The organism is Pseudomonas beijingensis (assembly GCF_030687295.1).
GTDB classification, from domain to species: domain Bacteria; phylum Pseudomonadota; class Gammaproteobacteria; order Pseudomonadales; family Pseudomonadaceae; genus Aquipseudomonas; species Aquipseudomonas beijingensis.
On the sequence record NZ_CP117425.1, the window covers coordinates 2,911,629 to 2,935,933 of the forward strand.

Consider the following 24,305-nt stretch of genomic DNA (forward strand, 5'->3'; position numbering starts at 1 on the left):
TTAAGTTCGGGTCCAGGGTTCGGTGGTCAGACGGTTACGTGCAGGCGCACATCGACGTTGCCGCGGGTGGCGTTGGAATACGGGCAGACTCGGTGAGCGGCGTCCACCAGGCTTTGCGCGTCGCCCTGGTCCAGGCCCGGCAGGCTGATGTGCAGGTCGATGTCCAGGCCGAAACCGCCAGGGATCTGGCCGATGCCGACATGGGCGGTAATCGAGGCGTCGTCCGGGATCTTGCGTTTGCTCTGGCCGGCCACGAATTTCAGGGCACCGATGAAGCAAGCCGAGTAGCCGGCGGCGAACAGTTGCTCAGGGTTGGTCGCCGCACCGCCTGCACCGCCGAGTTCCTTGGGCGTGGCGAGTTTGACGTCGAGGATATTGTCACTGGAGATCGCACGACCATCACGGCCGCCGGTGGAGGTTGCGATTGCGGTGTAGAGCGTTTGCATGATGAGAGCCTCGTTTCGGGTTGGTGTTATTACGCTAAATGTTTGCGCGCTAAGTAGGTGTGAGGCAAATGTATAGCGCTAATATTTAGTGTGCAAGTTAAATTTTCGAGGCGAGTTGAATTTTAGACGCTGAAAGGGCGTGTAACCCTTGAGCTAGAGCTGCTTTGTGGTGTTGAAATTTTTTTTGAGGAGGGATCTGGTAGACAGGGCTGCCGCTATCGCGAGCAAGCTCGCTCCCCCAAAGGTCTGCTGGATGACGCAGATTTTTGCGGACACCAGAAATCCAATGTGGGAGCGAGCTTGCTCGCGATAGCGGAGGATCAGTTGGCGGGGATATCGGATGTGCTGACGCCTTCGCGAGCAAGCCCGCTCCCACAGGGGAAAGTCAGAGGCTGTCTTGCAAATGCCCGCGCAGTGCCTGCAGGTCCAGTTGCAGCTTCTTCAACTGCTCCAGGGTCTGGCCGCTGGCGGCGAGGATGCATTGGGGGATGTCGAGGGCCTTTTGCTGCAGGGCACGGCCCTGTTCGGTGAGTTCGACAATCACCACGCGTTCGTCCTCACGGCTACGGGTGCGGCTCAACAGGCCTTCGGCTTCCAGGCGCTTGAGCAGTGGGGTCAGCGAGCCGGGGTCGGTCAGCAGGCGCGTGCTGATTTCACCGACGGTCAATCCGTCCTTTTCCCACAACACCATCATCGCCAGGTATTGCGGATAAGTCAGGCCGAGGGCCTGTAGCAGCGGCTTATAGACCTTGGTCATCAGCAGCGACGTGGAGTGCAGGGCGAAACAGACCTGGTTGTCGAGCAACAGGGCTTCGCAGGCTTCGGGGGTGTCGCGCGGGGTGCTCATGGCAAAAACCTTCAATCAATGGTCGTGACAAATCTAGCGGGCGAACCTTTAATGCGCCAGATAATTCTGACGTTCTGATCAGATGTTACGTTCCCCCGCTGGCGCCGACTGCGTAGGATAAGCGTCCTGATGAAAGGGGAATCGTCTGTGATCGAATTTGTAATTTTTGTGGCGTTCGGTGCCGTGTTAGGCACCCTTGGGGGATTGTTCGGCATTGGTGGCGGGTTGATTGCAATTCCGGTGCTGGGCGTCTGGTTCGGTCTCGACCAGCAACTCGCCCAAGGTACGGCGCTGGTCATGGTGGTGCCCAATGTCATGCTTGCGTTGTGGCGCTATCACCAGCGCAATCGCATCGAATTGCGCCATGTCCTGCCGTTGGCTTCCATGGGCTTCTGCTTTGCCTGGCTCGGCTCGATCTGGGCCGTGGGGATCGACGCGGACAGCATGCGAATCGGCTTCGTGGCGTTCCTGATCGCGCTGACGCTGTACAACCTGGTGCGCATGTTCGCCGCCACTGCACCCGCGTCGGCGCAGATGCGTCATGGTTGGCCATGGCTCGGCGTGCTGGGAGCCGCATCCGGCACCATGGGCGGCTTGTTCGGCGTCGGCGGGGCCGTTGTCGCCACGCCGATCCTGACCAGCATTTTTGGCACCAGCCAGGTGGTTGCCCAAGGCTTGTCCCTGGCGCTGGCGTTGCCCAGTACCGGCGTGACCCTCGCCACGTATGCGTTTCACCACGAAGTGGACTGGAGCATCGGCCTGCCGCTGGCCGTCGGTGGCCTGCTGAGCATCAGTTGGGGGGTGAAAGTCGCCCACGCCTTGCCGGAGCGGCTGTTGCGCGGGCTGTTCTGCGGTTTCCTGGTGCTGTGCGCGGTGTTGCTCGCCTTTAAAGTTTGAAACCTTCGACGATGTGTTCGGCCAGGCACTCGGTGATCGGCGACGGGTTGTGCAGGTTGCGGATCAGCATGATGCTGGCCTCGGGCAGTTCCGGCAGGTCTTCGGCCTCGCCCAATACGCGCATGTCCGGGGTCAGCAGGCTTTCCAGTTGTGCCGTGATTGCCAGGCCGGCACCCACCACCGCCATGAGCGCCGACAGGCTCGAGCTGTTGTACGCCACGCGATAATCGCGGCCCATGGCATCCAGCGCATTGCAGGCCCATTGCCGGCAGAAACAGTCACTGTTGAACATTGCCAGCGGTAGCGGTGTTTGTTCATGGACGTTGAAGCAGGCGGCTTCGGCCCAGACAAAGCGCTCCTTGCGCAGCAGTTGGCCGATTTCGTCCCCCGGTTTACGGGTGACGATGGACAGATCCAGGTCCTGGCGCAACAGCAGTTGCTTGGACGACTCGCAGTGCACTTCGATTTCGATCAGAGGATAGAACTGGGCGAAGCGTTGCAGGATGCCTGGCAAAAAACGCATCACGTAGTCGTCCGGCGTGCCGATGCGCACCGTGCCGACCATGTGCGGTTCGCGCAGGGTATTGAACACTTCGCTGTGCAACTTGAGGATCCGCCGGGCGTAACCCAGCAATACCTGGCCTTCGGCGGTGAGCTTGACCTGGCGCCCGTCACGCTCGAACAGCCGTCGCTGCAAGACATCTTCTTCCAGCCGCTTCATCTCTGCATGCTGACGGCAGACTGGGTGCGATTGACCAATTCCCCGGCCCGGGTGAAACCGCCCTGGTCGGCGATGGCGACAAAGGTACGCAGCACTTCCGTATCGATGCTCGGGTAACTCGACAATTGATCAATCTCCGAGATGTATTGCATAAGAAACATTCGTTGGATTGATCTTAGCGTTAGCGCGAGACTTGAGCCATCCCCAACGGAGGACATCACGATGAAAGGTCAAAAAGGTTATCTACTGATAGACAAACTCTCCCACGGCTTTTCCATCAGCGCCTTGCTGCACAAGTTTAGTCGCTGGTACGAATTGCACCACGAACGTGAACTGCTGGCCGGAATGAGCGACGAGGCGCTCAAGGACATCGGCGTGAGTCGTGCCGACGTAGAGCAGGAAGTGGTTCGGCCATTCTGGGATGACCCCATGCACAAATGAGCCATCCTCTCCTACACAAACCCCTTATTGGTGAGGTAGGTTGCGAGCAGACAAGGAGATCTCCATGCCCGCGACTGTATCCTTTACCCTCAAACAGGCCCGGCGTCTGGCGTTGGCCGCCCAAGGATTCGATGGGCGGTCGCCGCCAGCTTCGGTGCAACCCTCGCGCCTCAACCGCCTGATCGAACGCCTCGGCGTCCTGCAGATCGACTCCGTCAATGCGCTGGTGCGCTCGCATTACCTCCCTCTGTTTTCCCGCCTCGGTCACTACCCTCGTGATTTGCTCGATCAAGCTGCCTGGAGCCTGGGCCGACGTCGCACGCTGTTCGAATACTGGGGCCATGAAGCGTCGCTGCTGCCGATGTCGATGTATCCGCTGATGCGCTGGCGCATGGACCGGGCGTCGGGTGGCGAGGGGATCTACCAGCAACTGGCGCGTTTCGGCCAGGAACGCCAGGATGTCATCCGCCGCGTCCTGGCGTCGGTCCAGGAGCAGGGTGCCCTTGGCGCCGGCAGTTTATCCACCCGTCAGGAAAAGGCCGGGCCATGGTGGGACTGGAGCGCGGAGAAACATGCGCTGGAATGGCTATTCGCGGCGGGCGAAGTCACGGTGGCCGGACGGCGTGGGTTCGAGCGACTCTACGATTTGCCGGAGCGAGTACTGCCGGCCTCGATCCTGCGGCAACCGCTGCCGGACGAAGCCCAGGCTCAGCGCGCCTTGCTGGTACATGCCGCCGAAGCCCTGGGCATCGCGACCGAGAAAGACCTGCGCGACTACTTTCGCCTCGACCCGGCCGACAGTCGCGGGCGGTTGGCTGAGCTGGAAGAGGCCGGGGAACTGCTGCGCTGCGAGGTGCAGGGCTGGAAACAACCGGCCTGGTGCCGACCCGCGGTGAAAATCCCTCGCAAGGTCGCCGCCAGTGCCTTGCTGTCGCCGTTCGATTCGCTGGTCTGGGAGCGCGGCCGTACCGAGCGGTTGTTCGACTTTCGCTATCGGCTGGAAATCTACACTCCCGTGCACAAGCGGGTGTACGGCTACTACGTGTTGCCGTTCCTGCACCACGAACGCATTGCGGCGCGGGTGGATCTGCGGGCGGAGCGGGCCTTGGGGCAACTGGCCGTGCATGCTGTGCACGAGGAGGTGCCGGGGCTGGACGAGGAGGGGATGCAGGCGTTGGCGCTGAACCTGTGGCGCATGGCCCGGTGGTTGGGGCTGGAGCGGGTTCAGCTCAATTGCCAGCGCGGGTGGGTGGGGTGCGGTTGGCGGTGGCGTTAGCGCAGATCGATGGTGACTGAACTGGCCCTTTCGCGAGCAAGCCCGCTCCCACATTGGACCGAATCGGTCACCGATTTTGTGAACTCAACAGGTCCTTTGTGGGAGCGAGCTTGCTCGCGATAGCAGTCTAACCGGCGATGAAGAGCCTACTGACTCACCGCCGCACCTGCTTCAACGTCTCCGCAATCAGAAACGCCAATTCCAGCGACTGATCGGCATTCATCCGCGGATCGCAGTGGGTGTGGTAGCGGTCCGACAGCCCGTCCTCGGTAATCGGCCGTGCGCCGCCGATGCATTCGGTGACGTTTTGCCCGGTCATTTCGATGTGAATCCCACACCGGCATAGGTGCCTTCGGCCTCGTGGACCTGGAAGAATTGCTTCACTTCACCGAGGATCTGCGCGAAGTCCCGGGTCTTGTAGCCGCTGCTGGCCTTGATGGTGTTGCCGTGCATCGGGTCGGAGCTCCACAGCACCTGCTTGCCTTCACGCTGCACGGCGCGCAACAGCGGTGGCAAGTGTTCGCCGACCTTGTTGGCGCCCATCCGGGCGATCAGGTTCAGTCGACCGGGGTCGTTGTCCGGGTTGAGCACGTCGATCAGGCGGATCAGGTCGTCCGGGTCCATGCTCGGGCCGACCTTGACCCCGATCGGGTTGTTCACCCCACGCAGGAATTCGACATGGGCTCCGTCCAACTGACGGGTGCGGTCGCCGATCCACAGCATATGGGCCGAGCAGTCGTAATAGTCATTGGTCAGGCTGTCACGGCGTACGAAGGCTTCTTCGTAATTGAGCAACAGTGCTTCGTGGGCAGTGAAGAAACTGGTTTCGCGCAATTGCGGCGAGCTGTCCATGCCGCAGGCGCGCATGAACGCCAGGGTTTCGTCGATGCGGTCGGCCAGGTGGCTGTATTTTTCCGCCAGGGCCGAGTTGGCGATGAAGTCCAGGTTCCACTTGTGCACCTGGTGCAGGTCGGCAAACCCGCCCTGGGCGAAGGCGCGCAGCAGGTTCAAGGTAGCGGTGGACTGGTGGTAGGACTGCAACAGTCGCTCCGGGTCCGGTACGCGGCTTTTTTCGTCGAAACCGATACCGTTGACGATGTCGCCCCGGTAGGCCGGCAAGGTCACACCGTCGATGGTTTCGTCGTTGGCCGAGCGCGGCTTGGCGAATTGCCCGGCCATGCGCCCGACCTTGACCACCGGGCAGCCGGCGGCAAAGGTCATGACGATCGCCATCTGCAAGAGCACTTTGAAGGTGTCGCGGATCTTGGCCGCCGAGAACTCGGCAAAGCTTTCGGCGCAGTCGCCACCTTGCAGCAGGAACGCCCGGCCCTGGGTCACCTCAGCGAACTGACGACGCAACTCCCGGGCTTCACCGGCAAACACCAAGGGCGGATAACTGGCCAGGGTCTGCTCCACCTGCAACAGGTGCGCGGCGTCGGGGTAGCGGGGTTGTTGCTGGATCGGCAGGGCGCGCCAGCTGTCAGGGCTCCAGGGTTGGCTCATCATGTTCTCTAGGTGATTTACGCTCGGACGGCCATGTTATCAGCAAATTAGTGCGTGACCTGTTCCGCTTGCTTCGCGGACAATCGCGCCTTTGTCCCGTATCCGCAGGCTCATGCCGGCACGGCAATCATCAGGAGATGAAATGACAGAGGAGCGCGTCGAGCATTTGCTCGCCGAGGTGCACGACGAATTCGGCATGATTCGCGTATTCGAAGTGGCCGATTACCGGTTTCTGGAGTTCGGCGATGCCATCGAGCAAAGCTGCGTGTTCACAGCCGATCCGAGCTGGCTCGAATATGACTACACCCGCGCCATGCTCATCGGTGCGTTGTGTCACGAGCAGCCGGAAAGCGCGCTGTTCCTGGGGCTGGGCGCCGGTACGCTGACCCAGGCCTGCCTCAAGTTCCTGCCGCTGGAAGATGTCGAAGCCATCGAACTGCGCCCCGACGTGCCGCGCCTGGCCATCGAATACCTGGGGCTGGACGACGATCCGCGACTGTACATCCGTATTGGCGATGCCTTGGAATTGCTTGAAACGGCGGAGCCGGCGGACCTGATTTTCGTCGACCTTTACACCGATGTCGGCCCAGGCGTCGGGCACTTGGCCTGGGGGTTCCTGGAAAACTGCCAGAAACGCCTCAACCCGGGCGGCTGGCTGGTGATCAACCAATGGGCCACCGACGACGGCAAGCCCTTGGGGGCGGCGCTGTTGCGCGGCTTGTACCACCGGCATTACTGGGAGCTGCCGGTGAAGGAGGGCAACGTGATCCTGATCGTGCCGGCGGACCTGGATCAGGAGCTGGACATGCAAGGACTGGCCACCAGGGCCGAAGGGCTGGCGCCGCGGCTGGGCTATTCGTTGCAGTCGTTGATCAAGGCTATTCGCCCGGCGACCTGACACACGTCCCAGGGGGTGAAAAAACTTGTGGGAGCAAAGCTTGCTCGCGAAGAACACAACTCAGTACTTGCGGAAATCGCAGTGTCTGCATCGCGAGCAAGCTTTGCTCCCACAGGTAAAGATGAATCGTTTTAGCTGGCTGCCCCAAGGCCTTGTGGCAGAGAGCCATGTATCGGGCTTTTCCGATAAAAAAAGCTCCCTTTTTGGGCGAATTCCGGTATAGTGCGCGCCGGCCTTTAGCCGGGCCGCGTCAAGGTAGCGCAATTCTCCGAAGTCAGCTTCGGTTGCATGTCCGCACAACGGATGCTTCCACGACGTTCTTTTTCATTCATTCGTTTTCGCAAATCCCCGCCGACAAAGCAGCCAGGGCGACTCTTGAGTCTCAACACGGCATGCGCAGCTTTGGAGCATGGGTCTTTGCGGATGCACTTAGAGGCAGACCCATGACCCAGGAAACCGGCGGCTTCGCCGCTTTTAATCTCAACCCGAACATTCTTGCTGCCGTCATTGCGACCGGCTACGAAGAACCTTCGGCGATTCAGCAGCAATCGATCCCGATCATCATGGCCGGCCACGACATGATTGGCCAGGCGCAAACCGGTACGGGTAAAACCGCTGCGTTCGCCCTGCCGATCCTGCATCGCATCGATCCTGCCAAGCGCGAGCCGCAAGCCCTGATCCTGGCGCCAACCCGTGAGTTGGCGCTGCAAGTAGCCACCGCTTTTGAAACTTACTCCAAGCAAATGCCTGGCGTTACCGTTGTGGCCGTTTACGGCGGCGCCCCGATGGGCCCACAACTGAAAGCTATCCGTAATGGCGCGCAGATCGTTGTCGCCACGCCGGGTCGTCTGTGCGACCACCTGCGTCGTGACGAAAAAGTCCTGGCTACCGTGAACCACCTGGTTCTCGACGAAGCCGACGAGATGCTCAAGCTGGGCTTCATGGATGACCTGGAAGTCATCTTCAAGGCTCTGCCAGCAACCCGCCAGACTGTATTGTTCTCGGCCACCCTGCCGCAATCGATTCGTGCCATTGCCGAGCGCCACCTGCGCGATCCGCAACACGTAAAGATCCAGACCAAGACTCAGACCGTCACCGCGATTGAACAGGCTCACCTGCTGGTTCACGCCGACCAGAAGACTTCCGCCGTTCTCAGCTTGCTGGAAGTGGAAGACTTCGACGCCCTGATCATGTTCGTGCGCACCAAGCAAGCGACCCTGGACCTGGCCAGCGCCCTGGAAGCCAAAGGCTACAAAGCCGCTGCGCTGAACGGTGACATTGCCCAGAACCAGCGTGAGCGCGTGATCGACTCCCTCAAGGATGGCCGCCTGGACATCGTTGTGGCGACCGACGTCGCGGCCCGTGGCCTGGACGTTCCGCGCATCACCCACGTGTTCAACGTGGACATGCCGTACGACCCGGAATCCTACGTTCACCGTATCGGCCGTACTGGTCGTGCCGGTCGCGAAGGCCGTGCACTGTTGCTGGTCACCCCACGTGAGCGCCGCATGCTGCAAGTGATCGAGCGTGTGACTGGCCAGAAGGTGGCTGAAGTTCGCCTGCCGGACGCCCAGGCCGTTCTCGATGCTCGCATCAAGAAACTGACCAACAGCCTGTCGCCCCTGGTGGCTGACGCCGAATCGACCCACGGTGAGTTGCTCGATCGCCTGACCGCCGACATCGGTTGCACCCCACGCGCCCTGGCCGCCGCACTGCTGCGCAAGGCCACCAATGGCCAAGCGCTGAACCTGGCTGCAATCGAGAAGGAACGTCCCCTGGTGCCGAACAACGCACCGCGTGGCGATCGTCCCGAGCGCACCGGTGATCGTCCGGACCGTGGTGATCGCGAGCGTCGTGCTCCGATCCCGTTGGCCGAAGGTCGTGCGCGCTGCCGTACCGCGCTGGGTGCCCGTGACGGCATCGCGGCCAAGAACCTGCTGGGTGCCATCCTCAACGAAGGCGGCCTGGCCCGCGAAGCGATCGGCCGCATCCAGGTGCGCGACAGCTTCAGCCTGGTCGAGCTGCCGGAAGATGGTCTGGAGAAGTTGCTGACCAAACTCAAAGACACCCGCGTCGCTGGCAAGCAGCTCAAGCTGCGTCGCTACCGCGAGGATTGATCGGCTCTTGGGCTGATTGATCGAACATGAAAAATCCCCGACTGGTTCGGGGATTTTTTTGCCTGGCGTTTGGTATGTCTTCAGGGGAAGTGTCGTGGAGGCCAATCGCGAGCAAGCTGGCTCCCACACTGGATTTGCGGCGCTCACAAACTCCCTGTGGGAGCGAGCTTGCTCGCGATTGCAGCGACGCGGTCCATCAGTCGAACCGATAAATGTCCATCCCCAGCGTCCCCATCGTGAACCCTGCATGGGCCACACTGAATGTCCCACCGGCACCCCGGGCAAAATACAGCGGCAACAAGTGCTCGTCGCTGGGGTGGCTGCGTACGGCATTGGGCGCCTGACGGCGGTAGTCGTGCAGCGCGGCCTCGTCGTTGGCCGCCAGGTGCTCGACCATCCAATCACGAAAGGCCTTGGCCCAGGGTTCGATGCTGTCAGGGCCGGCGTTCCAGTCCAGGTCGCGCAGGTTATGGGTGATGCTTCCGGAGCCGATCAGCAGGACGCCCTCTTGGCGCAGGCTTGCCAGGGCCTGGCCGACCTGTGTCTGCAGCAGCGGTCCCTGGCGGCTGGGCAGGGAAACCTGCACCACCGGGATGTCGGCCTCGGGGTACATCAACGACAATGGCACCCAGACGCCATGGTCGGACGGCCGTTGAGGGTCGAGGCGGGCTGACAGGTGCGCGGCGTTGAGCATGTCGGCTACTTGCTCTGCCAGTTGAGGATCGCCAGGCGCGGGGTACTGCACTTCATACAGCGCGGGGGGAAAGCCGCCGAAGTCGTGCCAAGTGCGCGGCTGCGGATTGGCGCTGACCAACAGTTCGTTGCTTTCCCAGTGGGCGGAGACGATGACGATGGCCTTGGGCTTGGGCAACTGACCGGCCAGGCGAGCCAGGGCCGGGCCGCTGGCACCGGGCTCCAAGGCCAGCATCGGTGAGCCATGGGAGATAAACAGGCTGGGCAGCATGAAGGGACTCCTGAGCGTTAAGATGGGGTCATCTTCCGTCAGGTCTATGATCTAAATCTAATATAAGTTTTAGCCTGTTTTGATCGAATTTTTGGAGCGAATCATGGAGCCCGAGTTTTGGCACAAGCGCTGGTCATCGAACCAGATCGGTTTTCACTTGCCGGAGGTGAACCCTTACCTGCAACGTTTCTGGCCGCAACTGGGATTGGCCCGGGGCAGTCGGGTGCTGGTGCCGTTGTGTGGAAAAAGCCTGGATCTGCTGTGGCTTGCCCATCAGGGCTACTCGGTGCTGGGCGTGGAGTTGTCGGAAAAAGCCGCCACTGATTTTTTTCTTGAGCATCAGCTTGAGCCGGTTGTGAGTGAAGAGGGGGCTTTCAGGGTGTTCCGTGCCGGTGATATCGAGATTCGCTGCGGTGATTTCTTTGCCCTGGGCGCGCAGGATGTGGCCGATTGTACGGGGCTGTACGATCGCGCTGCGTTGATTGCCTTGCCTATGCCGATGCGGGAGCGGTACGCGGCTCACCTGCAGAGGATTTTGCCCGGCGGTGTCGGCTTGTTGATTACCTTGGATTACAACCAGGATGAAATGCCTGGCCCACCGTTTTCCGTCGGGGATGATGAGGTGCAGCGGCTGTGGGGAGAGGGTTGGCGGCTGGAGGTTTTGCAGGAGCAGGATGTGCTTGGGGAGAGCTGGAATTTTTTGCAGGCGGGGGTGACGAGGTTGGATGAGCGGGTGTATCGGATTTCCAGTTATTGATGAGCCCGTATCACTGGCTAATGCTGTTCACTTAAGCCGTTATTGAAGATTTTGATTATCTGTTCCGAGAGGTGTGGTTTGGTGTGTATATCCATTGCTGCGGTAACGGCTGCTTAGGGTTCCGCCCTTACGGCCATCCCTTTCAAGGTCTTAGGTAAAATCCCCTGAAGTTTCTATCAGGGATACCCGAACGATGTGGGCCGATGTTCTGGAGCGTTTCGAGAAAAAAGCACCTGCCAGCGTTATGGCCAAATTGGCGCTGGAGCACGCTATTGCTCCTGAGTGGGTCGATCAGGTTTTCGAAGAACATCGGCAACGGCAGTATTCTCGTGAGCTACTGTTCTCGACCATCATCAAGCTGATGTCCCTTGTTTCATTGGGTTTGAAGCCATCCCTGCACGCCGCGGCGCGGCAACTGGAAGATCTTCCTGTCAGCCTGGCGGCCCTCTACGACAAGATCAGTCGTACCGAGCCAGCTTTGTTGCGCGCCCTGGTCACGGGCTGTGCGCAGCGCCTGGCTCCAACCATCAAGGAGTTGGGTTGCACGACGATGTTGCCGGTTGGCAGGTTCGGGTGGTGGACGGTAATCACTTGGCATCCACTGAGAAACGACTGGGGCTTTACGCCACGAGCGCGGCGCCGCTCGGCCCGGGTTTTCGGTGGTCTACGACCCCGACCTGGATCAAGTCATCGACCTGCAGGCATGTGAAGATGCCTACGCAAGCGAGCGTGTTTGCGTGCTGCCTCTCTTGGCGGATGCCGAGCCGGGCCAGGTGTGGCTGGCTGATCGACTCTATTGCACGCTCCCGGTCATGGAGGCTTGCGAACAGGTCAAAACCTCCTTTGTCATTCGTCAACAAGCCAAGCATCCACGCTTGATTCAAGAGGGGCATTGGCAAGAACCCGTGCCTGTGGACGCGGGCACTGTGCGTGAGCAGATCATTCAGGTCAGAGGCGGTTATCAGTGTCGGCGTGTCGAACTGACGCTTCATTCGCCAACAGACTCGGTGACAGCAGCTTGGTTCTGGAGCAACCTGCCTGAAAGCGTCAGCGCGCAGCAGATCGCGGAACTCTATCGCCGCCGCTGGAGCATTGAAGGCATGTTCCAGCGACTGGAAACAATCCTGGAGAGTGAAATCGAAACCCTTGGTAGCCCAAAGGCTGCGTTGCTCGGGTTCGCTACTGCGGTGTTGGCCTACAACGTCCTGGCCGTACTCAAACGAAGCGTCGAGCAAGCCCATCAGGCTTCCCAGCCTGACGGCTGGGAAGCCTCAACCTATCACTTGGCGGTTCAGGTCCGGAGTGGTTATGAAGGCCTGCAAATTGCGCTGCCCTCGGAATGTCTTCCCGTCATACCTCTGGAAAAACTGGCCCAGCGCTTGTTGGAACTGGCCAGAAACATCCAACCAAAACAAGTTGCGAAAAATCCCCGGGGCCCCAAGGTGCCTAAACCCAAAACATGGGTGCAAGGCACTGCGGTGCATGCACATGTTTCAACGGACCGGGTAATCAAGGCCGCCAAAACGAAAAGACCTTGAAAGGGATGGCCCTTACGGCGGGTCACTTTTGGAAGAGCGCCAAAAGTAACCAAAAACGCTTTCCCCCACCGCTCGGCACCTCGCTAAGGCTCGGTGTGCCCTCACTCCGGCATTGCTCCGTGGGCCCGCCGCGAAGGGCCATCCATGGCCCAGCGCGGCTATCCCGGCATCCATGCCGGGATGCCCACTGCGCAATGCCTGCGTTCGGCCAGCGTGGTTTAATGGGGCGTCCAGATCAAGATCCAAAGCAAGAGCGGGGTACATGCCAGCATCTGTTTAGCTGAACCACCGCTATCGCGAGCAAGCTCGCTCCCACACTGGATCTTCAGAAGACACAAAATCCATGTACGCCGCAAAACCTGTGGGAGCGAGCTTGCTCGCGATGAGGCCGGCACATCCAACATCACCGAAAACTGACCCACCGCCATCGCGAGCAGGCTCGCTCCCACACTCATCCCACAGGAGAAACGCGGTCTCACCCAGAACCAGGTCGGCTATCAGGCCGCCTCGTGGTGGACGTTGATCTCGGACGCCCCGTTAACCACGCTGGCTGAACGAAGGTGTTGCGTAGTGGGCACCTCGGCATGGATGCCGAGGTAGCCGCGCTGGGCCATGGATGGCCCTTCGCGGCGGGCCCACGGAGCAATGCCTTCGTTCAGGCATGCCGAGCCTAGGCGAGGCACCGAGTGGTGGGGCAGAAGCGTTTTGGTTACTTTTGCGCTCTTCAAAAGTGACCCGCTGTAAAAGCGGAACCCTAAGTGGCCGTTACCGCAGCAACGGATATACACACCACTCTAAAAAACAGAGAACAAAAAAACGGCGCTTCTCATTTCTGAAGAAGCGCCGTTTTTTCTAAGTGAACAGCATTACGCTTGACGCTCGAACCTGTCAGCCCCGACGACGCAGTGCGTCAATACGCTCCTCCAGCGGCGGGTGGCTCATGAACATGCGTGCCAGGCCCTGCTTGATGCCACCGTTGATACCAAAGGCGTTCAGAGTATCGGGCATGTGCACTGGCAAGCCTTGCTCTGCGCGCAGACGTTGCAGGGCACCGATCATGGCGCTGGTGCCGGCCAGGCGTGCACCGGCGTCGTCGGCGCGGAACTCGCGTTTGCGCGAGAACCACATGACGATGGCGCTGGCGAGGATGCCCAGTACCAGCTCGGCGAAGATCGTCGCCACGTAGTAGGCAATGCCCTGGCCTTCTTCGTTCTTGAAAATCACCTTGTCGACGAAATTACCGATGATCCGGGCGAAGAACATCACGAAGGTGTTCACCACGCCTTGGATCAGCGCCAGGGTCACCATGTCGCCGTTGGCAACGTGGCCGATCTCGTGGGCCAGCACGGCCTTGACTTCATCGGGCGAGAACCGCTCGAGCAAACCCTGGCTGACGGCGACCAGGGCGTCGTTCTTGTTCCAGCCCGTGGCGAAGGCGTTGGCCTCGTAGGCCGGGAAGATACCCACTTCCGGCATCTTGATACCGGCTTCGCGGGACAACTGCTCGACGGTCTGCAGCAGCCATTGTTCGTGACGCGTGCGCGGCTGGCTGATGATCTGGGTGCCGGTGCTCATCTTCGCCATCCACTTGGAGATGAACAGCGAGAACAGGGAACCGGCGAAACCGAACACCGCACAGAAGATCAGCAGCTGATTGAGGTTGAGGTCAACCCCATTGGCCGCCATGAACCCGTTGAAGCCAAAGAGGCTCAGGGTGATGCTGGCAATCAGCACGACCGCCAGGTTAGTGGCCAAGAACAGCAGGATGCGCATCATGGTTGTGAAAATCTCCTCATGCTAAAGATGTAGCGTTATGCGGGGTATATAAGGTGCTGCTGCAGGCTATTCAACTCGCCGACTATTTCAAACTGTGTCCTACAGGCGTCCTAAATGTTTGAAAGACATTTCTGAAAGTGACCAGGGAAAAGAAATGCGCTGCCTGCCCCCCGTGAACGTTGAGCCCAGATGCACGTTAACCGTCCAATCCCCAGTGTAGAAGGCCCGACGGACTCGGCAGAACGGATATGTTGCTGAATCAAACAGCGTGCGAGGTGAGGACGCCTCGCACGCTGCCTGGCTTATTGACGGTAGGACTTGAGGAAGTTGCCGATCCGGCCAATGGCCTGGTCGAGGTCATCGACCCGCGGCAGGGTCACGACGCGGAAGTGGTCCGGCCATGGCCAGTTGAACGCCGTACCCTGGACCACCAGCAGCTTCTCGGACAGCAGCAGGTCAAGGACGAACTTTTCATCGTTGTGGATCGGGCAGACCTTCGGGTCGATCCGTGGGAAGGCATACAGGGCGCCCATCGGCTTGACACAACTGACGCTGGGAATGTCGTTGAGCAGTTCCCAGGTACGATTGCGCTGTTCCAGCAGCCGGCCCTGGGGCAGGACCAGGTCGTTGATGCTCTGGTAGCCGCCCAGCGCCGTCTGGATCGCATGCTGGCTCGGCACGTTGGCGCACAGGCGCATGTTGGCCAGCATGTCGATGCCTTCGATGTAACTCTGGGCATGGTGCTTGGGCCCGGAGATGGCGATCCAGCCGGAGCGGAAACCGGCGACCCGATAGGACTTGGACAGGCCGTTGAAGGTCAGGCACAGCAGGTCCGGTGCCAGGGAGGCGGTGCACACGTGCACGGCGTCGTCGTAGAGGATCTTGTCGTAGATCTCGTCGGAGAACACCACCAGGTTGTGCTGGCGGGCCAGTTCCAGCATGCCCAGCAGCACTTCCCGGGAGTACACGGCGCCGGTCGGGTTGTTCGGGTTGATGATCACCAATGCCTTGGTGTTGGGCGTGATCTTGGCCTTGATGTCCGCCAGGTCGGGAAACCAGTTGGCCTGTTCGTCGCACAGGTAATGCACCGGGTTGCCACCGGACAGGCTCACGGCAGCGGTCCACAGCGGATAGTCCGGTGCTGGCACCAGGACTTCGTCGCCGTTGTTGAGCAGGGCCTGCATGGACATCACGATCAACTCGGACACGCCGTTGCCCAGGTAGATGTCCTCGATGCCGATTCCTTCGACCTGCTTCTGCTGGTAATACTGCATCACGGCCTTGCGCGCACTGAACAGGCCCTTGGAGTCGCTGTAGCCCTGGGCGGTCGGCAGGTTGCGAATGACGTCCTGGAGGATTTCATCGGGCGCTTCGAAACCAAAGGGTGCCGGGTTGCCGATGTTCAGCTTGAGGATGCGATGGCCTTCCTCTTCCAGGCGTTTGGCGTGCTTGAGCACCGGGCCGCGAATGTCGTAGCAGACGTTGGCGAGCTTGTTCGATTTGCTGACCTGCATGGCGATGTGTTCCCGAAAATGAACGATCCAGGCGGCGTATGAGCTACCGTACTGGGAATCCTGCGTCTGTGCCCAGGCCTGACGCGGTGTAGGCGCCACAATCCGTTTGAATGCGCATGGCGTGACTGCCAGACTGGCGTCTGACGAGGCGCAATCATACGTGCCGCCCGATCTGCGGAAAAGCGTCGGATCGGGCTTTTTCAATTGCCGAGGTAGGACGATGGAAAAGTTGCAGAAAACCCTTGAAGAATGGCGCGCCATGCTCGACCCGGAGCAGTACAACGTCTGTCGGTTGAAGGGCACCGAGCGGCCATTCTCCGGCAAATACAACGCCACCAAGACCGACGGTGTGTACCACTGCGTCTGCTGCAACGAGCCGCTGTTCGATTCGCAGACCAAATTCGATTCGGGCTGTGGCTGGCCGAGTTTCTACGCGCCGATCGAGGGCAGTGCGGTGGTGGAGGTGCGGGACGTCAGCCACGGCATGATTCGCACCGAAGTGGTTTGCGCCAAATGCGACGCCCACCTGGGCCACGTCTTCCCCGACGGCCCGCCGCCCACGGATTTGCGGTACTGCATCAACTCGGTGTGCCTGGATCTGGTCCCCCGCGAGTAATACGGTGGGAGCAAAGCTTGCTCGCGAAACAGGGCACCTCGATCCCTGAAAGATCGCATTGCCTTCATCGCGGGCAAGCCTTGCTCCCACAGCTTGTGACGTGGGAATTTCTGATAATTAAATTGCATGCAATTTAATTGCTCGCTATCTTCGGCTTCCTCTTCTTCCCATCTGGAGCCTTGCCATGAGCGACAACCTGCTGAGCATCCCGTGCACCACCATCAAGGGTGAGCAAAAGACCCTCGCCGATTTCGCCGGCAAGGCTGTGCTGGTGGTCAACACCGCCAGCCAGTGCGGGTTCACTCCGCAATACAAAGGGCTTGAGGCGTTGTGGCAGACCTACAAGGACCAAGGCCTGGTGGTGCTGGGCTTTCCCTGCAATCAGTTCGGCAAGCAGGAGCCGGGAAATGAAGGGGCGATCACCGAGTTCTGCGAACTGAACTTCGGTGTGAGTTTTCCGCTGTTCAAGAAAATCGAAGTCAACGGCGCCAACGCCCATCCGCTGTTCGTCCAGCTTAAACAGCGAGCCCCCGGCGTGCTGGGGTCCAAAGGCATCAAGTGGAATTTCACCAAGTTCCTGATCGGCAAGGACGGTCAGGTGGTCAAGCGTTTTGCCCCGACCACCAAACCCCAGGACCTGACCGGTGAGATCGAAGCGCTGCTCAAATGAATGACCTGTCCGTCGATTCGCTGAAGCTCGACAGCCAGTTGTGCTTCAAGCTGTACGCCGCTTCCCGTGCGGTGATCCGTGGCTACAAGCCGATGCTCGATCAGCTCGGCCTGACGTATCCGCAATACCTGGCGATGCTGGTGTTGTGGGAATGGCAAGACACGGCTCCGCCGCAGCCGACGGTCAAGGCCCTGGGCGAGCGTTTGCTGCTGGATTCCGGCACGCTGACGCCGCTGCTCAAGCGCCTGGAGCAGTTGGACCTGGTCCAGCGCCAGCGTTCGGCCCGGGACGAGCGAGAGGTACATTTGAGCCTGTCGGCTGCGGGACGGGCTTTGCGCGAACAGGTTGGCCCGCTCAAGGCCCGCCTGTTATGCGACAGCGGCGTCGATCTGGACCGCCTGGGCGCATTGCGGGACGGTCTCGATCATCTGCTGGGCCAGATCAAAGCGCTGACGTAGTGGGTATCCACTGGTCCAGCACGGCCGCCAACTCTTCCCGGCGGAACGGTTTGGACAGGTAATCGTTCATGCCAGAGGCCCGGCAGCGCTCACGTTCCTCGGGCATCGCGTTGGCCGTCAGCGCAACGATCGGCAGATCCGACCAGCGCCCGCTGCGGCGAATCTGCCGGCTGGCTTCGTAGCCGTCCATCACCGGCATGTTGCAGTCCATCAACACCAGGTCGAACACCTGCTGTTCCAGTTGATCCAGGGCTTCGACGCCGTGGGCCGCGACGGTGACTTCGCAGCCCAGTTTCACCAGCATGCCCTTGGCCACCAGTTGGTTGACCGGATTGTCCTCCACCAGCAGCACTCGTCCGCGCCTGGACGGCGCCAGGGTTTCGATCTGTGCATCGTTGATGGTGGTTGCCTCGCTTTGCATGGCGCGCCGCAGGATCTGGTACAGCGCATGGCGTGCCAGCGGTCGAGCCTGTTGTATCAGCGGGGCGAGGGCGGCGGCTTCCTCGCCGGGCATGAAGCTGCCATAGGCGGTCACCAGCAGGATCGGCGCATCAAAGGTCGGCCGCAGGTTGAACAGGCATTCCGGGCAATCGGTAATCAGCACGTCAGGTTTGAGCCCCAGCAGTCCGTCATCGATGGAGCGTTGCACATAATCCAAACCCCATCCCGGCAACAGCATGCTCAGCAACTCGGCCAGGCCGCTGCTGCTGGCGGTGATGGCGACGACGTTGCCGCGCAACGGTTCGAGCGGCGTTGCCGGGAGGTGACAAGGCAGGGGCAGGTCAGCGCAGAACTGACTGCCGAAGCCGGCTTCGGAACTGATCGTCAACCGGCCCTGCATGGCTTCGCAGAGGTTGTAGGTCAATGCCAGGCCCAGCCCGGTGCCACCAAACTGACGGGTAATCCCGGCGCCGGCCTGAGTGAACGGTTGCAGGATTCTCGCCTGGGCTTCCTGAGGAATGCCGATACCGGTGTCGCAGACTTCGATTCGCACGCCGCCTTCGTAATGGCTCACCTTCACGTCGACCCGCCCGAAGCGTGTGAACTTCAAGGCGTTGGACAGCAGGTTGCTGACGATCTGGCGCACCCGGGTCGGGTCGCCGAGCACCTGCGCCGGGAACCGGGGATCGATCAGGCAGGCCAGCTCGACACTGGGAGCCGCGTTCTGGGAAAGCAGGTTGGCGGTATCCTCCACCAGGGCGCCGAGGTCGAACGGGATGCGTTCGAGCTCCAGTTGACCAGCGTCGAATTTCGACAGGTCGAGGATGTCGTTGAGCAGTTCGACCAATACCTTGCCCGAGTCATGGGCAATCGAGAGCTGCTGCTGTTGCTCGGCCGTCAGGGGACCGTCCAGGGACAGGGCGATCATGCCCAGCAGGCCATTGAGCGGCGTGCGGATCTCGTGACTCATGTTGGCGAGGAACACGGAGCGGGCTTCGGCCATGTCCAGGGCCGTGCGTCGGGCCACCTCCAGCTCTTCGTTGGACTGGCTGAGGCGGGTGTTGATGGCCTTGAGTTCGGCGGTGCGTGCCGAGACGATGTTTTCCAGTTGCGCAAGGTATTCGGTGAGGCGATTTTCGGCCGTGCGTCGCTGTTGGATTTCCGTGGAGATATTTTCGAACTGCTGGTTGGCGACGGACACCAGCACGCCGATTTCATCGGACTGGTGGCCGGCCGGGCATTCCAGACGGTTCTGTTCACTGCTGCTCGGGTCGCGGCTGCTCAGTTCGCGGATGACCCGCACCAGAGGCTTGGTCAGCATCACGTAGAACAGCGCCAGCAGCAGGCCGGTCAGGATCAGGCTGCGGGCGAAGCCGTTGAGTAAGGTGACCTCGGCACGGCGCAGGAAACGACTGCCGAATGCATAGGTGTCGACGTCCAGTCGCAGTATGCCCAGGGATTCGGCGGGCAAGTGGTCCAGGTAGAGCCGGTCCTCGAACTGGCGCTGGGCACCGAACAGGAAGTCGCTGATGAATCGGTAGCTGCTTTGCAGCTCGGGCCGCTTGACGCTGGCCAGCACGGTATTGTTGTTATCGATCAGCTCGGCGCCGATGATGGCCGGTGAGCGCAACAGACCCATGGACAGTTCTTGGGCGAGTTCGGCGTCGATGTTGTAGGCGATGCGCGAGGCCGGGTTGTGGCTGATTTCCAGCAGCGACAGGATTTCACGGTTGATCGACGCGTCTTCGCTGGCATAATCGATGCCGATCTGCATCAGGCTGAGCAAGGTGCCCAACACGAAGCCCACCAGGACGGTCAGGCGGGCCTGCTTATAGGAAAGCCGTTGGGTGAATCTGATGTCCATTGAGTGATGAACCACTTACGTTTCCCTTCGCCGGTCAAGCATAGCTGATCATCTCTGAATACCGGCGCAACCGGTTGGTTTTGTGTGAAGTAGACCCGCCATTGGATACGGCGTTTCGTTGCTGGAGCGCCATCATTACTGTGAACCTGTCCGAGGAAAAGACGTGGACTCGCGATTGAATGCTTTTCTTGAGCGCGCCGATGCCGTGCTGGCCCGGATCGAGCCTTTGCTGCCGGCGCCCCGGCCCTCCATCGATTGGACCCAGACCCTGGCCGCCCGCTGGCAGCGTGACGGGCGCAGCGGCTACCTGCTGCCGCTGCAGGTCAGCCTCGACATGCGCCTGTCGGACCTGATCGGCGTGGACCGCCAGGTCGAACAACTGGGCCGCAACACCCGCCAGTTCATCGATGGCATGCCGGCCAACCATGCCTTGCTCTGGGGCTCGCGTGGCACCGGCAAGTCGTCCCTGGTGCGCGCCCTGTTGGCCGAACATGCCCAGCATGGCCTGCGGTTGATCGAGATCGAACGCGATCACTTGGCTGATCTGCCCCGGGTGGTCGAGCAGGTAGCGAAACTGCCACAGCGCTTCGTGTTGTTCTGCGATGACTTGTCGTTCGAGTCCGGCGAAGGCGATTACCGCGTGCTCAAGAGTGTGTTGGATGGCTCCCTGGAGCAGGCGCCGGATAACGTGCTGCTGTATGCCACCTCCAACCGTCGTCACCTGGTGCCGGAAAAAGAGAGCGACAACGAGAATTGGAAACGGGTCGACGGCGAACTTCACCCCAGCGAAGCGGTTGAGGACAAGATCGCCTTGTCTGATCGCTTTGGCTTGTGGCTGTCGTTTTATCCGTTTACCCAGGAGCATTTCCTCAACGTCGTGGAGCACTGGATCGGCGAACTGGCGGCCAAGGCCGGGCTGGCCTGGCAGCGCGACGAAGCGTTGGATGTGCTGGCGGTACGCTGGGCAACCGGTCGCGGCAACCGCAACGGACGTTGCGCTTATCAATTTGCCCGTTATTGGGTAGGCCTGAAATTGTTGGAGCACAAGGCATGATCGATTTGAAGAGCACCGGTGCTGGCCTCGATGGCTACGCGTTGTTATCGGCACAGTTGGAATCCTTGCTGGCCGATGAGCGTGACTTCATCGCCAACGCCGCGCAGTTCTCGGCTTTCCTGTCCAGTCAGTTGGACGATCTGAATTGGGCCGGTTTCTACCTCAATCGCAACGAAGAGCTGGTCCTGGGACCGTTCCAAGGTCAGATCGCCTGTGTGCGGATTCCCTTTGGCCGTGGTGTGTGCGGCACGGCGGCAGCGACCCGGCAGACCCAGCGCGTTGAAGATGTCCATGCCTTCGCCGGGCACATCGCCTGCGACAGCGCGTCGAACAGCGAACTGGTGGTGCCGCTGGTCAAGGACGGGCGCCTGATCGGAGTGCTTGACCTGGACAGTCCGAAACTGGCGCGTTTCAGCGAGCATGATCAGGCCGGCATTGAAGCGTTGGCTGCAATATTCCTGCGCCTGACGGATTGCTGATCATGCCTTCAGCCCTGCCTTGAGCAGCAGGTTGTCGGCGTCGACCTCATCGATCTGGTGCGGGTCGAGGAACTGCTCGGCGTAGCTCAGGTAGATCTTTTCTTCGATGAACAGCCCGAACAGCTCGGGATCGATATGGGCGTCACGGCACATGGTGGCCATGATGCCCAATGCCTCACTCAGCTTCTTCGCTTTCTTGTAGGGTCGGTCGGCCGCCGTCAGTGCTTCGAAAATGTCGGCGATGGCCATCATGCGTGCCGGCAGGCTCATCTCTTCGCGCTTGAGGCGCTTGGGATAACCGCTGCCGTCCATCTTCTCGTGATGCCCGCCGGCGATCTCCGCCACGTTGTTCAGGTGGCTGGGGAAGGGCAGCTGGCTGAGCATCAGGATCGTCTGCACCATGTGGTGATTGATGACGTAGCGCTCTTCGCGGGTCAGCGTGCCTCGCGTGATGCTCAGGTTGTAGAGCTCGCCGCGGTTGTATTTCCAGACCGGCACATCGAGCTGGAAGCCCCACGGATTGTTCGCCGGGATCAGTTCGGCCGCGTTGCGCTCGATCAGGTGCTCGGGCTTGTCCGCCAACAGCGGCTCGGTGACCGGCAGTGTCGGTTTGGACGTGCGGGCCTGGCGCTGGTTCTCTTCCCAGGAAACCCCCAGGCGATCATCGAGGGTCCGCATCCACGGGCGTTGAGCGATATGTTGCAGGCGTTGCAGATCGACCTCGGCCATGGCTTCGGAGCCCAGGTTGCAGCGAGCGACGAAAGCGAAGTCGTCATCCAGTGCGGTCAATGTCGCGTCCCGCTGTTGTGCCAGGGAGGACGACTCGCCGCCGCTTGCCACAGCCTGCCAGTACTCGACCCAGGCGTCGCGCTTGAGCACTTCGAAGCGGGTGCGTATCTCGTGGATCCGGTCGTTCAGGGTTTCCAGTTTGGTGGCTTTGTCGACGACGTATTCGGGGGTGGTGACCTTGCCGCAATCGTGCAGCCAGGCGGCGATGTGCAGGGCTTCCCATTCATCCTCCGTGGGTTGATAGGCGCTGAACGCCGGTGCCTGGCTGGCGGCGGCGGCCTGGGCGAGCGTCAGGGTCAGGACCGGCACCCGCTGGCAATGGCCGCCGGTGTAAGGACTCTTGGCATCGATCGCGCCGGCCAGCAGTTGGATGAAGGCGTCCAGCAGTTGCTTTTGCTTGGCCTGCAGGCGCTGGCCCTCGATGCTCACGGTGGCGGCGCCGGACACGGCTTGCAGGAAGGCGATGCGATCGGGCTGGAGTTTTTCCAGGTCGGCTTCGGTGCCGCTGTCGGTGATCAGCAACACCAAGACGCCGACGGTTTCCTGGTGGCGATTGCGCAGGCGGATGCCGATCAGGTGGACCCGAGGCGAGTCCAGTGCCCGCAGGATGCCTTGCAGGTCGGCCGCCTGCTCGAAGCCCAGGGAGGTCACAAGATTGTCCGAGACGGCCAGTTGCTGGAGCCATTGCGGGCTGTCGCTAGCCTGTAGCTCATGACTGCGCAGCTTGAAGGCGTCGAGGTCCCTGGGGGTGCCATCGATCACCAGCCCATAGGGCTTGAGCCGATTTTCGTCGTTCTCACGCAGGTAGATCAGGCCGGCTTGGGCCTGGCCGATTTTCACGGTTTCGAACAACACCCGCTCCAGCAACGGGGCGAAGCGGGTTTCGGCGCGCAGGCTGGCGGTGATTTCAAAGAAACTTGCCAGGGTCTCTTTCATGCGCCCCATCGAGACGCTCAACTGATCGACTTCCAGCACCGGGGAGCGGCGGGACACCGGATAGTTGAAGTCAAAGCTGCGAATGGCGTCAGCTTCCTGCACCAGCTCGCGCAAGGGCTTAACCAGGATCCTGGATGTCAGCCAGCCCAGGGGCAGGCACAGCAGCAGGGTGGCGAGGGTGATGAGTGCGCCTTGCCAACGCATGCGATAAGCGTTGTCCAGCAGCTCGTCTTCAGGCACCAGTAACGCCAGTTCCAGGCCTTGGGGGCCGCCTTCCTGCATGTGGCTGCGCGAGACGATCCACTGGCGTCCGGCCGCTTCCAAGCGGGTCGTGTCAGCGTTGTCGTCGAGGACGGCGGCGACGGCCGGGCTGAGGTCGCGGGCCTTGATCAGTCGCGCTGACCGGGCGTCGGTGAGCAGCCGGTCGCTGTCGGGATAACCCACGGCATTGCCCTTGGGATCGAGCAATACGATCTCGGTGCCAGTGGTCACCTTGTGCTTGGCCAGGGTCTGGGACAGGGCCGCCAGGGTCAGGTCGGCGCCGATGACTGCCTGCTCGCCGCTACGGCGGGCCAGGGTGGTGCCGACGTTATGGGTCGAGAAAAAAACGTAGGGCTCGGTAGTGATCTGCTCGGTGCTGCCGGCGGCGCTGCGAAACCAGTCGCGGCTGCGCGGATCGTAGGTTTCGTCGGCCATGTCCCGGCGCTCGATGAGCGTCAGGGTCTCGTCGTAGAACAGCGACTCGGAATGAACCGGGCCTTGCTCGGTGTCTCGCTCCACGGTCCAGACCTGATAGGCCGCCCCGGTGGGTGCCAGCAGGGCGGTTTTCAGGGCGGGGGTGCGCAGTGGCCGGACCATCAGGAAATTGCCGCGCTGATCGCCCAGGTACAACGAAGCCAGGTTCGGGTTGTCCCGCAATGCCTGACTGAAAGGCACGAGCAGGGCCAGGCGTTGCGCCATCTGCGGTGTGCGTGTCGCCGGGTAGTCGGCTAGCAGGCTCAACAGGTGGCGGATGGGTTCGTAGGTGTCATACAAATCCAGGCGCACATCCTGTTCAATGCGGTTGAACAGTTTTTCACTGCTGGACAGGATGATTTGCGTGGTTTGCCGGTAATTGAAAATACCCAGCACCACGCCGGTCAACAGCAGAAGCAGGGTAAACATCACGCTGATATGGACGTGCAGGGGGAACCGGCGTTTGTCCGGACGCGGTGCGCTGGGCATTGCAGTCACTCCAAGTGTCAGGGGCGTTCTCGATGGGTGTTCCCGCGTGCAAGGGAAACCGATCGAGAACCCCCCAGGT

At 60.9% G+C, this 24,305-nt stretch carries 17 protein-coding genes and 4 pseudogenes; 12 read left to right on the forward strand and 9 right to left on the reverse strand.

The features are described from left to right. Positions 1-26: 26 nt before the first annotated feature. Together PSH84_RS13245 and PSH84_RS13250 are read right to left on the reverse strand one after the other, a co-directional pair. Entirely contained in the window at positions 27-446 is a 420-nt protein-coding gene (locus PSH84_RS13245; protein ID WP_122568544.1) for an organic hydroperoxide resistance protein, read from the reverse strand. A gap of 385 nt (positions 447-831) precedes the next feature. Then, positions 832-1,293: a MarR family winged helix-turn-helix transcriptional regulator gene (locus PSH84_RS13250; protein WP_305470317.1), complete on the reverse strand. Its 462-nt coding sequence runs from the start codon at positions 1,291-1,293 to the stop codon at positions 832-834. A gap of 129 nt (positions 1,294-1,422) precedes the next feature. Between PSH84_RS13250 and PSH84_RS13255 the strand changes: the two genes are divergently transcribed. Next, positions 1,423-2,190, forward strand: a complete 768-nt coding sequence (locus tag PSH84_RS13255) for a sulfite exporter TauE/SafE family protein (RefSeq protein ID WP_436278788.1) — start codon at positions 1,423-1,425, stop codon at positions 2,188-2,190. Here the strand turns inward: PSH84_RS13255 and PSH84_RS13260 are convergent. Then, positions 2,180-3,036: pseudogene (locus PSH84_RS13260) on the reverse strand (LysR substrate-binding domain-containing protein). The gene PSH84_RS13255 and the pseudogene PSH84_RS13260 overlap by 11 nt on opposite strands. A 97-nt stretch (positions 3,037-3,133) precedes the next feature. On the opposite strand from PSH84_RS13260, the gene PSH84_RS13265 reads away from it, so the two are divergent. Both PSH84_RS13265 and PSH84_RS13270 read left to right on the forward strand, forming a co-directional pair. Further along, a complete protein-coding gene (locus tag PSH84_RS13265) occupies positions 3,134-3,352 on the forward strand; it encodes a DUF1127 domain-containing protein (RefSeq protein WP_053120494.1) in 219 nt (72 codons plus the stop codon). Positions 3,353-3,416: 64 nt separating this feature from the next. Beyond that, positions 3,417-4,648: pseudogene (locus PSH84_RS13270) on the forward strand (winged helix-turn-helix domain-containing protein). Between the two features lie 134 nt (positions 4,649-4,782). On the opposite strand, the pseudogene PSH84_RS13275 reads toward PSH84_RS13270, so the two are convergent. Then, positions 4,783-6,131 (reverse strand): annotated as a pseudogene (locus tag PSH84_RS13275) (class II 3-deoxy-7-phosphoheptulonate synthase). 142 nt (positions 6,132-6,273) lie between these two features. Between PSH84_RS13275 and PSH84_RS13280 the strand changes: the two are divergent. Both PSH84_RS13280 and PSH84_RS13285 read left to right on the forward strand, forming a co-directional pair. Then, positions 6,274-7,029 (forward strand): spermidine synthase, encoded by a 756-nt coding sequence (locus PSH84_RS13280; protein WP_122568541.1) that lies wholly within the window; start codon positions 6,274-6,276, stop codon positions 7,027-7,029. A gap of 443 nt (positions 7,030-7,472) precedes the next feature. Continuing rightward, positions 7,473-9,146 (forward strand): DEAD/DEAH box helicase, encoded by a 1,674-nt coding sequence (locus tag PSH84_RS13285; RefSeq protein WP_122568540.1) that lies wholly within the window; start codon positions 7,473-7,475, stop codon positions 9,144-9,146. Between the two features lie 196 nt (positions 9,147-9,342). Here the strand turns inward: PSH84_RS13285 and PSH84_RS13290 are convergent, their stop codons facing one another. Next, complete coding sequence (locus tag PSH84_RS13290) at positions 9,343-10,110, reverse strand: DODA-type extradiol aromatic ring-opening family dioxygenase (protein ID WP_122568539.1); 768 nt, start codon at positions 10,108-10,110, stop codon at positions 9,343-9,345. A gap of 103 nt (positions 10,111-10,213) precedes the next feature. On the opposite strand from PSH84_RS13290, the gene PSH84_RS13295 reads away from it, so the two are divergent. Next, complete coding sequence (locus PSH84_RS13295; protein ID WP_305483040.1) at positions 10,214-10,867, forward strand: thiopurine S-methyltransferase; 654 nt, start codon at positions 10,214-10,216, stop codon at positions 10,865-10,867. A gap of 244 nt (positions 10,868-11,111) precedes the next feature. Beyond that, a pseudogene (locus PSH84_RS13300) lies at positions 11,112-12,405 on the forward strand (IS4 family transposase). 888 nt (positions 12,406-13,293) lie between these two features. Here PSH84_RS13300 and htpX read toward each other — a convergent pair. Then, the gene (gene htpX, locus PSH84_RS13305; RefSeq protein ID WP_003183732.1) at positions 13,294-14,181 is read right to left on the reverse strand and encodes a protease HtpX; all 888 of its coding nucleotides are present in this window, start codon (positions 14,179-14,181) and stop codon (positions 13,294-13,296) included. Positions 14,182-14,483: 302 nt separating this feature from the next. Further along, complete coding sequence (locus PSH84_RS13310) at positions 14,484-15,695, reverse strand: pyridoxal phosphate-dependent aminotransferase (protein ID WP_305483041.1); 1,212 nt, start codon at positions 15,693-15,695, stop codon at positions 14,484-14,486. A gap of 220 nt (positions 15,696-15,915) precedes the next feature. Here PSH84_RS13310 and msrB point away from each other — a divergent pair, with 220 nt between their 5' ends. The 3 genes from msrB (at position 15,916) to PSH84_RS13325 (ending at position 17,439) form a co-directional block, all read left to right on the forward strand. Beyond that, complete coding sequence (gene msrB / locus PSH84_RS13315) at positions 15,916-16,311, forward strand: peptide-methionine (R)-S-oxide reductase MsrB (RefSeq protein WP_122567842.1); 396 nt, start codon at positions 15,916-15,918, stop codon at positions 16,309-16,311. A 184-nt stretch (positions 16,312-16,495) separates the two neighbouring features. Continuing rightward, on the forward strand, positions 16,496-16,981 hold the full coding sequence (locus PSH84_RS13320; protein WP_003199416.1) for a glutathione peroxidase: 486 nt from the start codon (positions 16,496-16,498) through the stop codon (positions 16,979-16,981). Further along, entirely contained in the window at positions 16,978-17,439 is a 462-nt protein-coding gene (locus tag PSH84_RS13325; protein WP_122567843.1) for a MarR family winged helix-turn-helix transcriptional regulator, read from the forward strand. Before PSH84_RS13320 ends, PSH84_RS13325 begins: the two co-directional genes overlap by 4 nt. On the opposite strand, the gene PSH84_RS13330 is transcribed toward PSH84_RS13325, so the two are convergent. Beyond that, positions 17,423-19,744, reverse strand: coding sequence for a hybrid sensor histidine kinase/response regulator (locus tag PSH84_RS13330; protein ID WP_305483042.1), 2,322 nt, complete (start codon positions 19,742-19,744; stop codon positions 17,423-17,425). The genes PSH84_RS13325 and PSH84_RS13330 overlap by 17 nt on opposite strands. Before the next feature lie 163 nt (positions 19,745-19,907). On the opposite strand from PSH84_RS13330, the gene PSH84_RS13335 reads away from it, so the two are divergent. Continuing rightward, entirely contained in the window at positions 19,908-20,798 is an 891-nt protein-coding gene (locus PSH84_RS13335; protein WP_122567845.1) for an ATP-binding protein, read from the forward strand. Continuing rightward, complete coding sequence (locus PSH84_RS13340; protein ID WP_305470322.1) at positions 20,795-21,277, forward strand: free L-methionine (R)-S-oxide reductase MsrC; 483 nt, start codon at positions 20,795-20,797, stop codon at positions 21,275-21,277. The genes PSH84_RS13335 and PSH84_RS13340 overlap by 4 nt, the downstream gene beginning before the upstream one ends. On the opposite strand, the gene PSH84_RS13345 is transcribed toward PSH84_RS13340, so the two are convergent. Beyond that, positions 21,278-24,226, reverse strand: a complete 2,949-nt coding sequence (locus PSH84_RS13345; RefSeq protein ID WP_305483043.1) for an HD domain-containing phosphohydrolase — start codon at positions 24,224-24,226, stop codon at positions 21,278-21,280. It lies immediately after the preceding gene. Between the last annotated feature and the right edge of the window lie 79 nt (positions 24,227-24,305).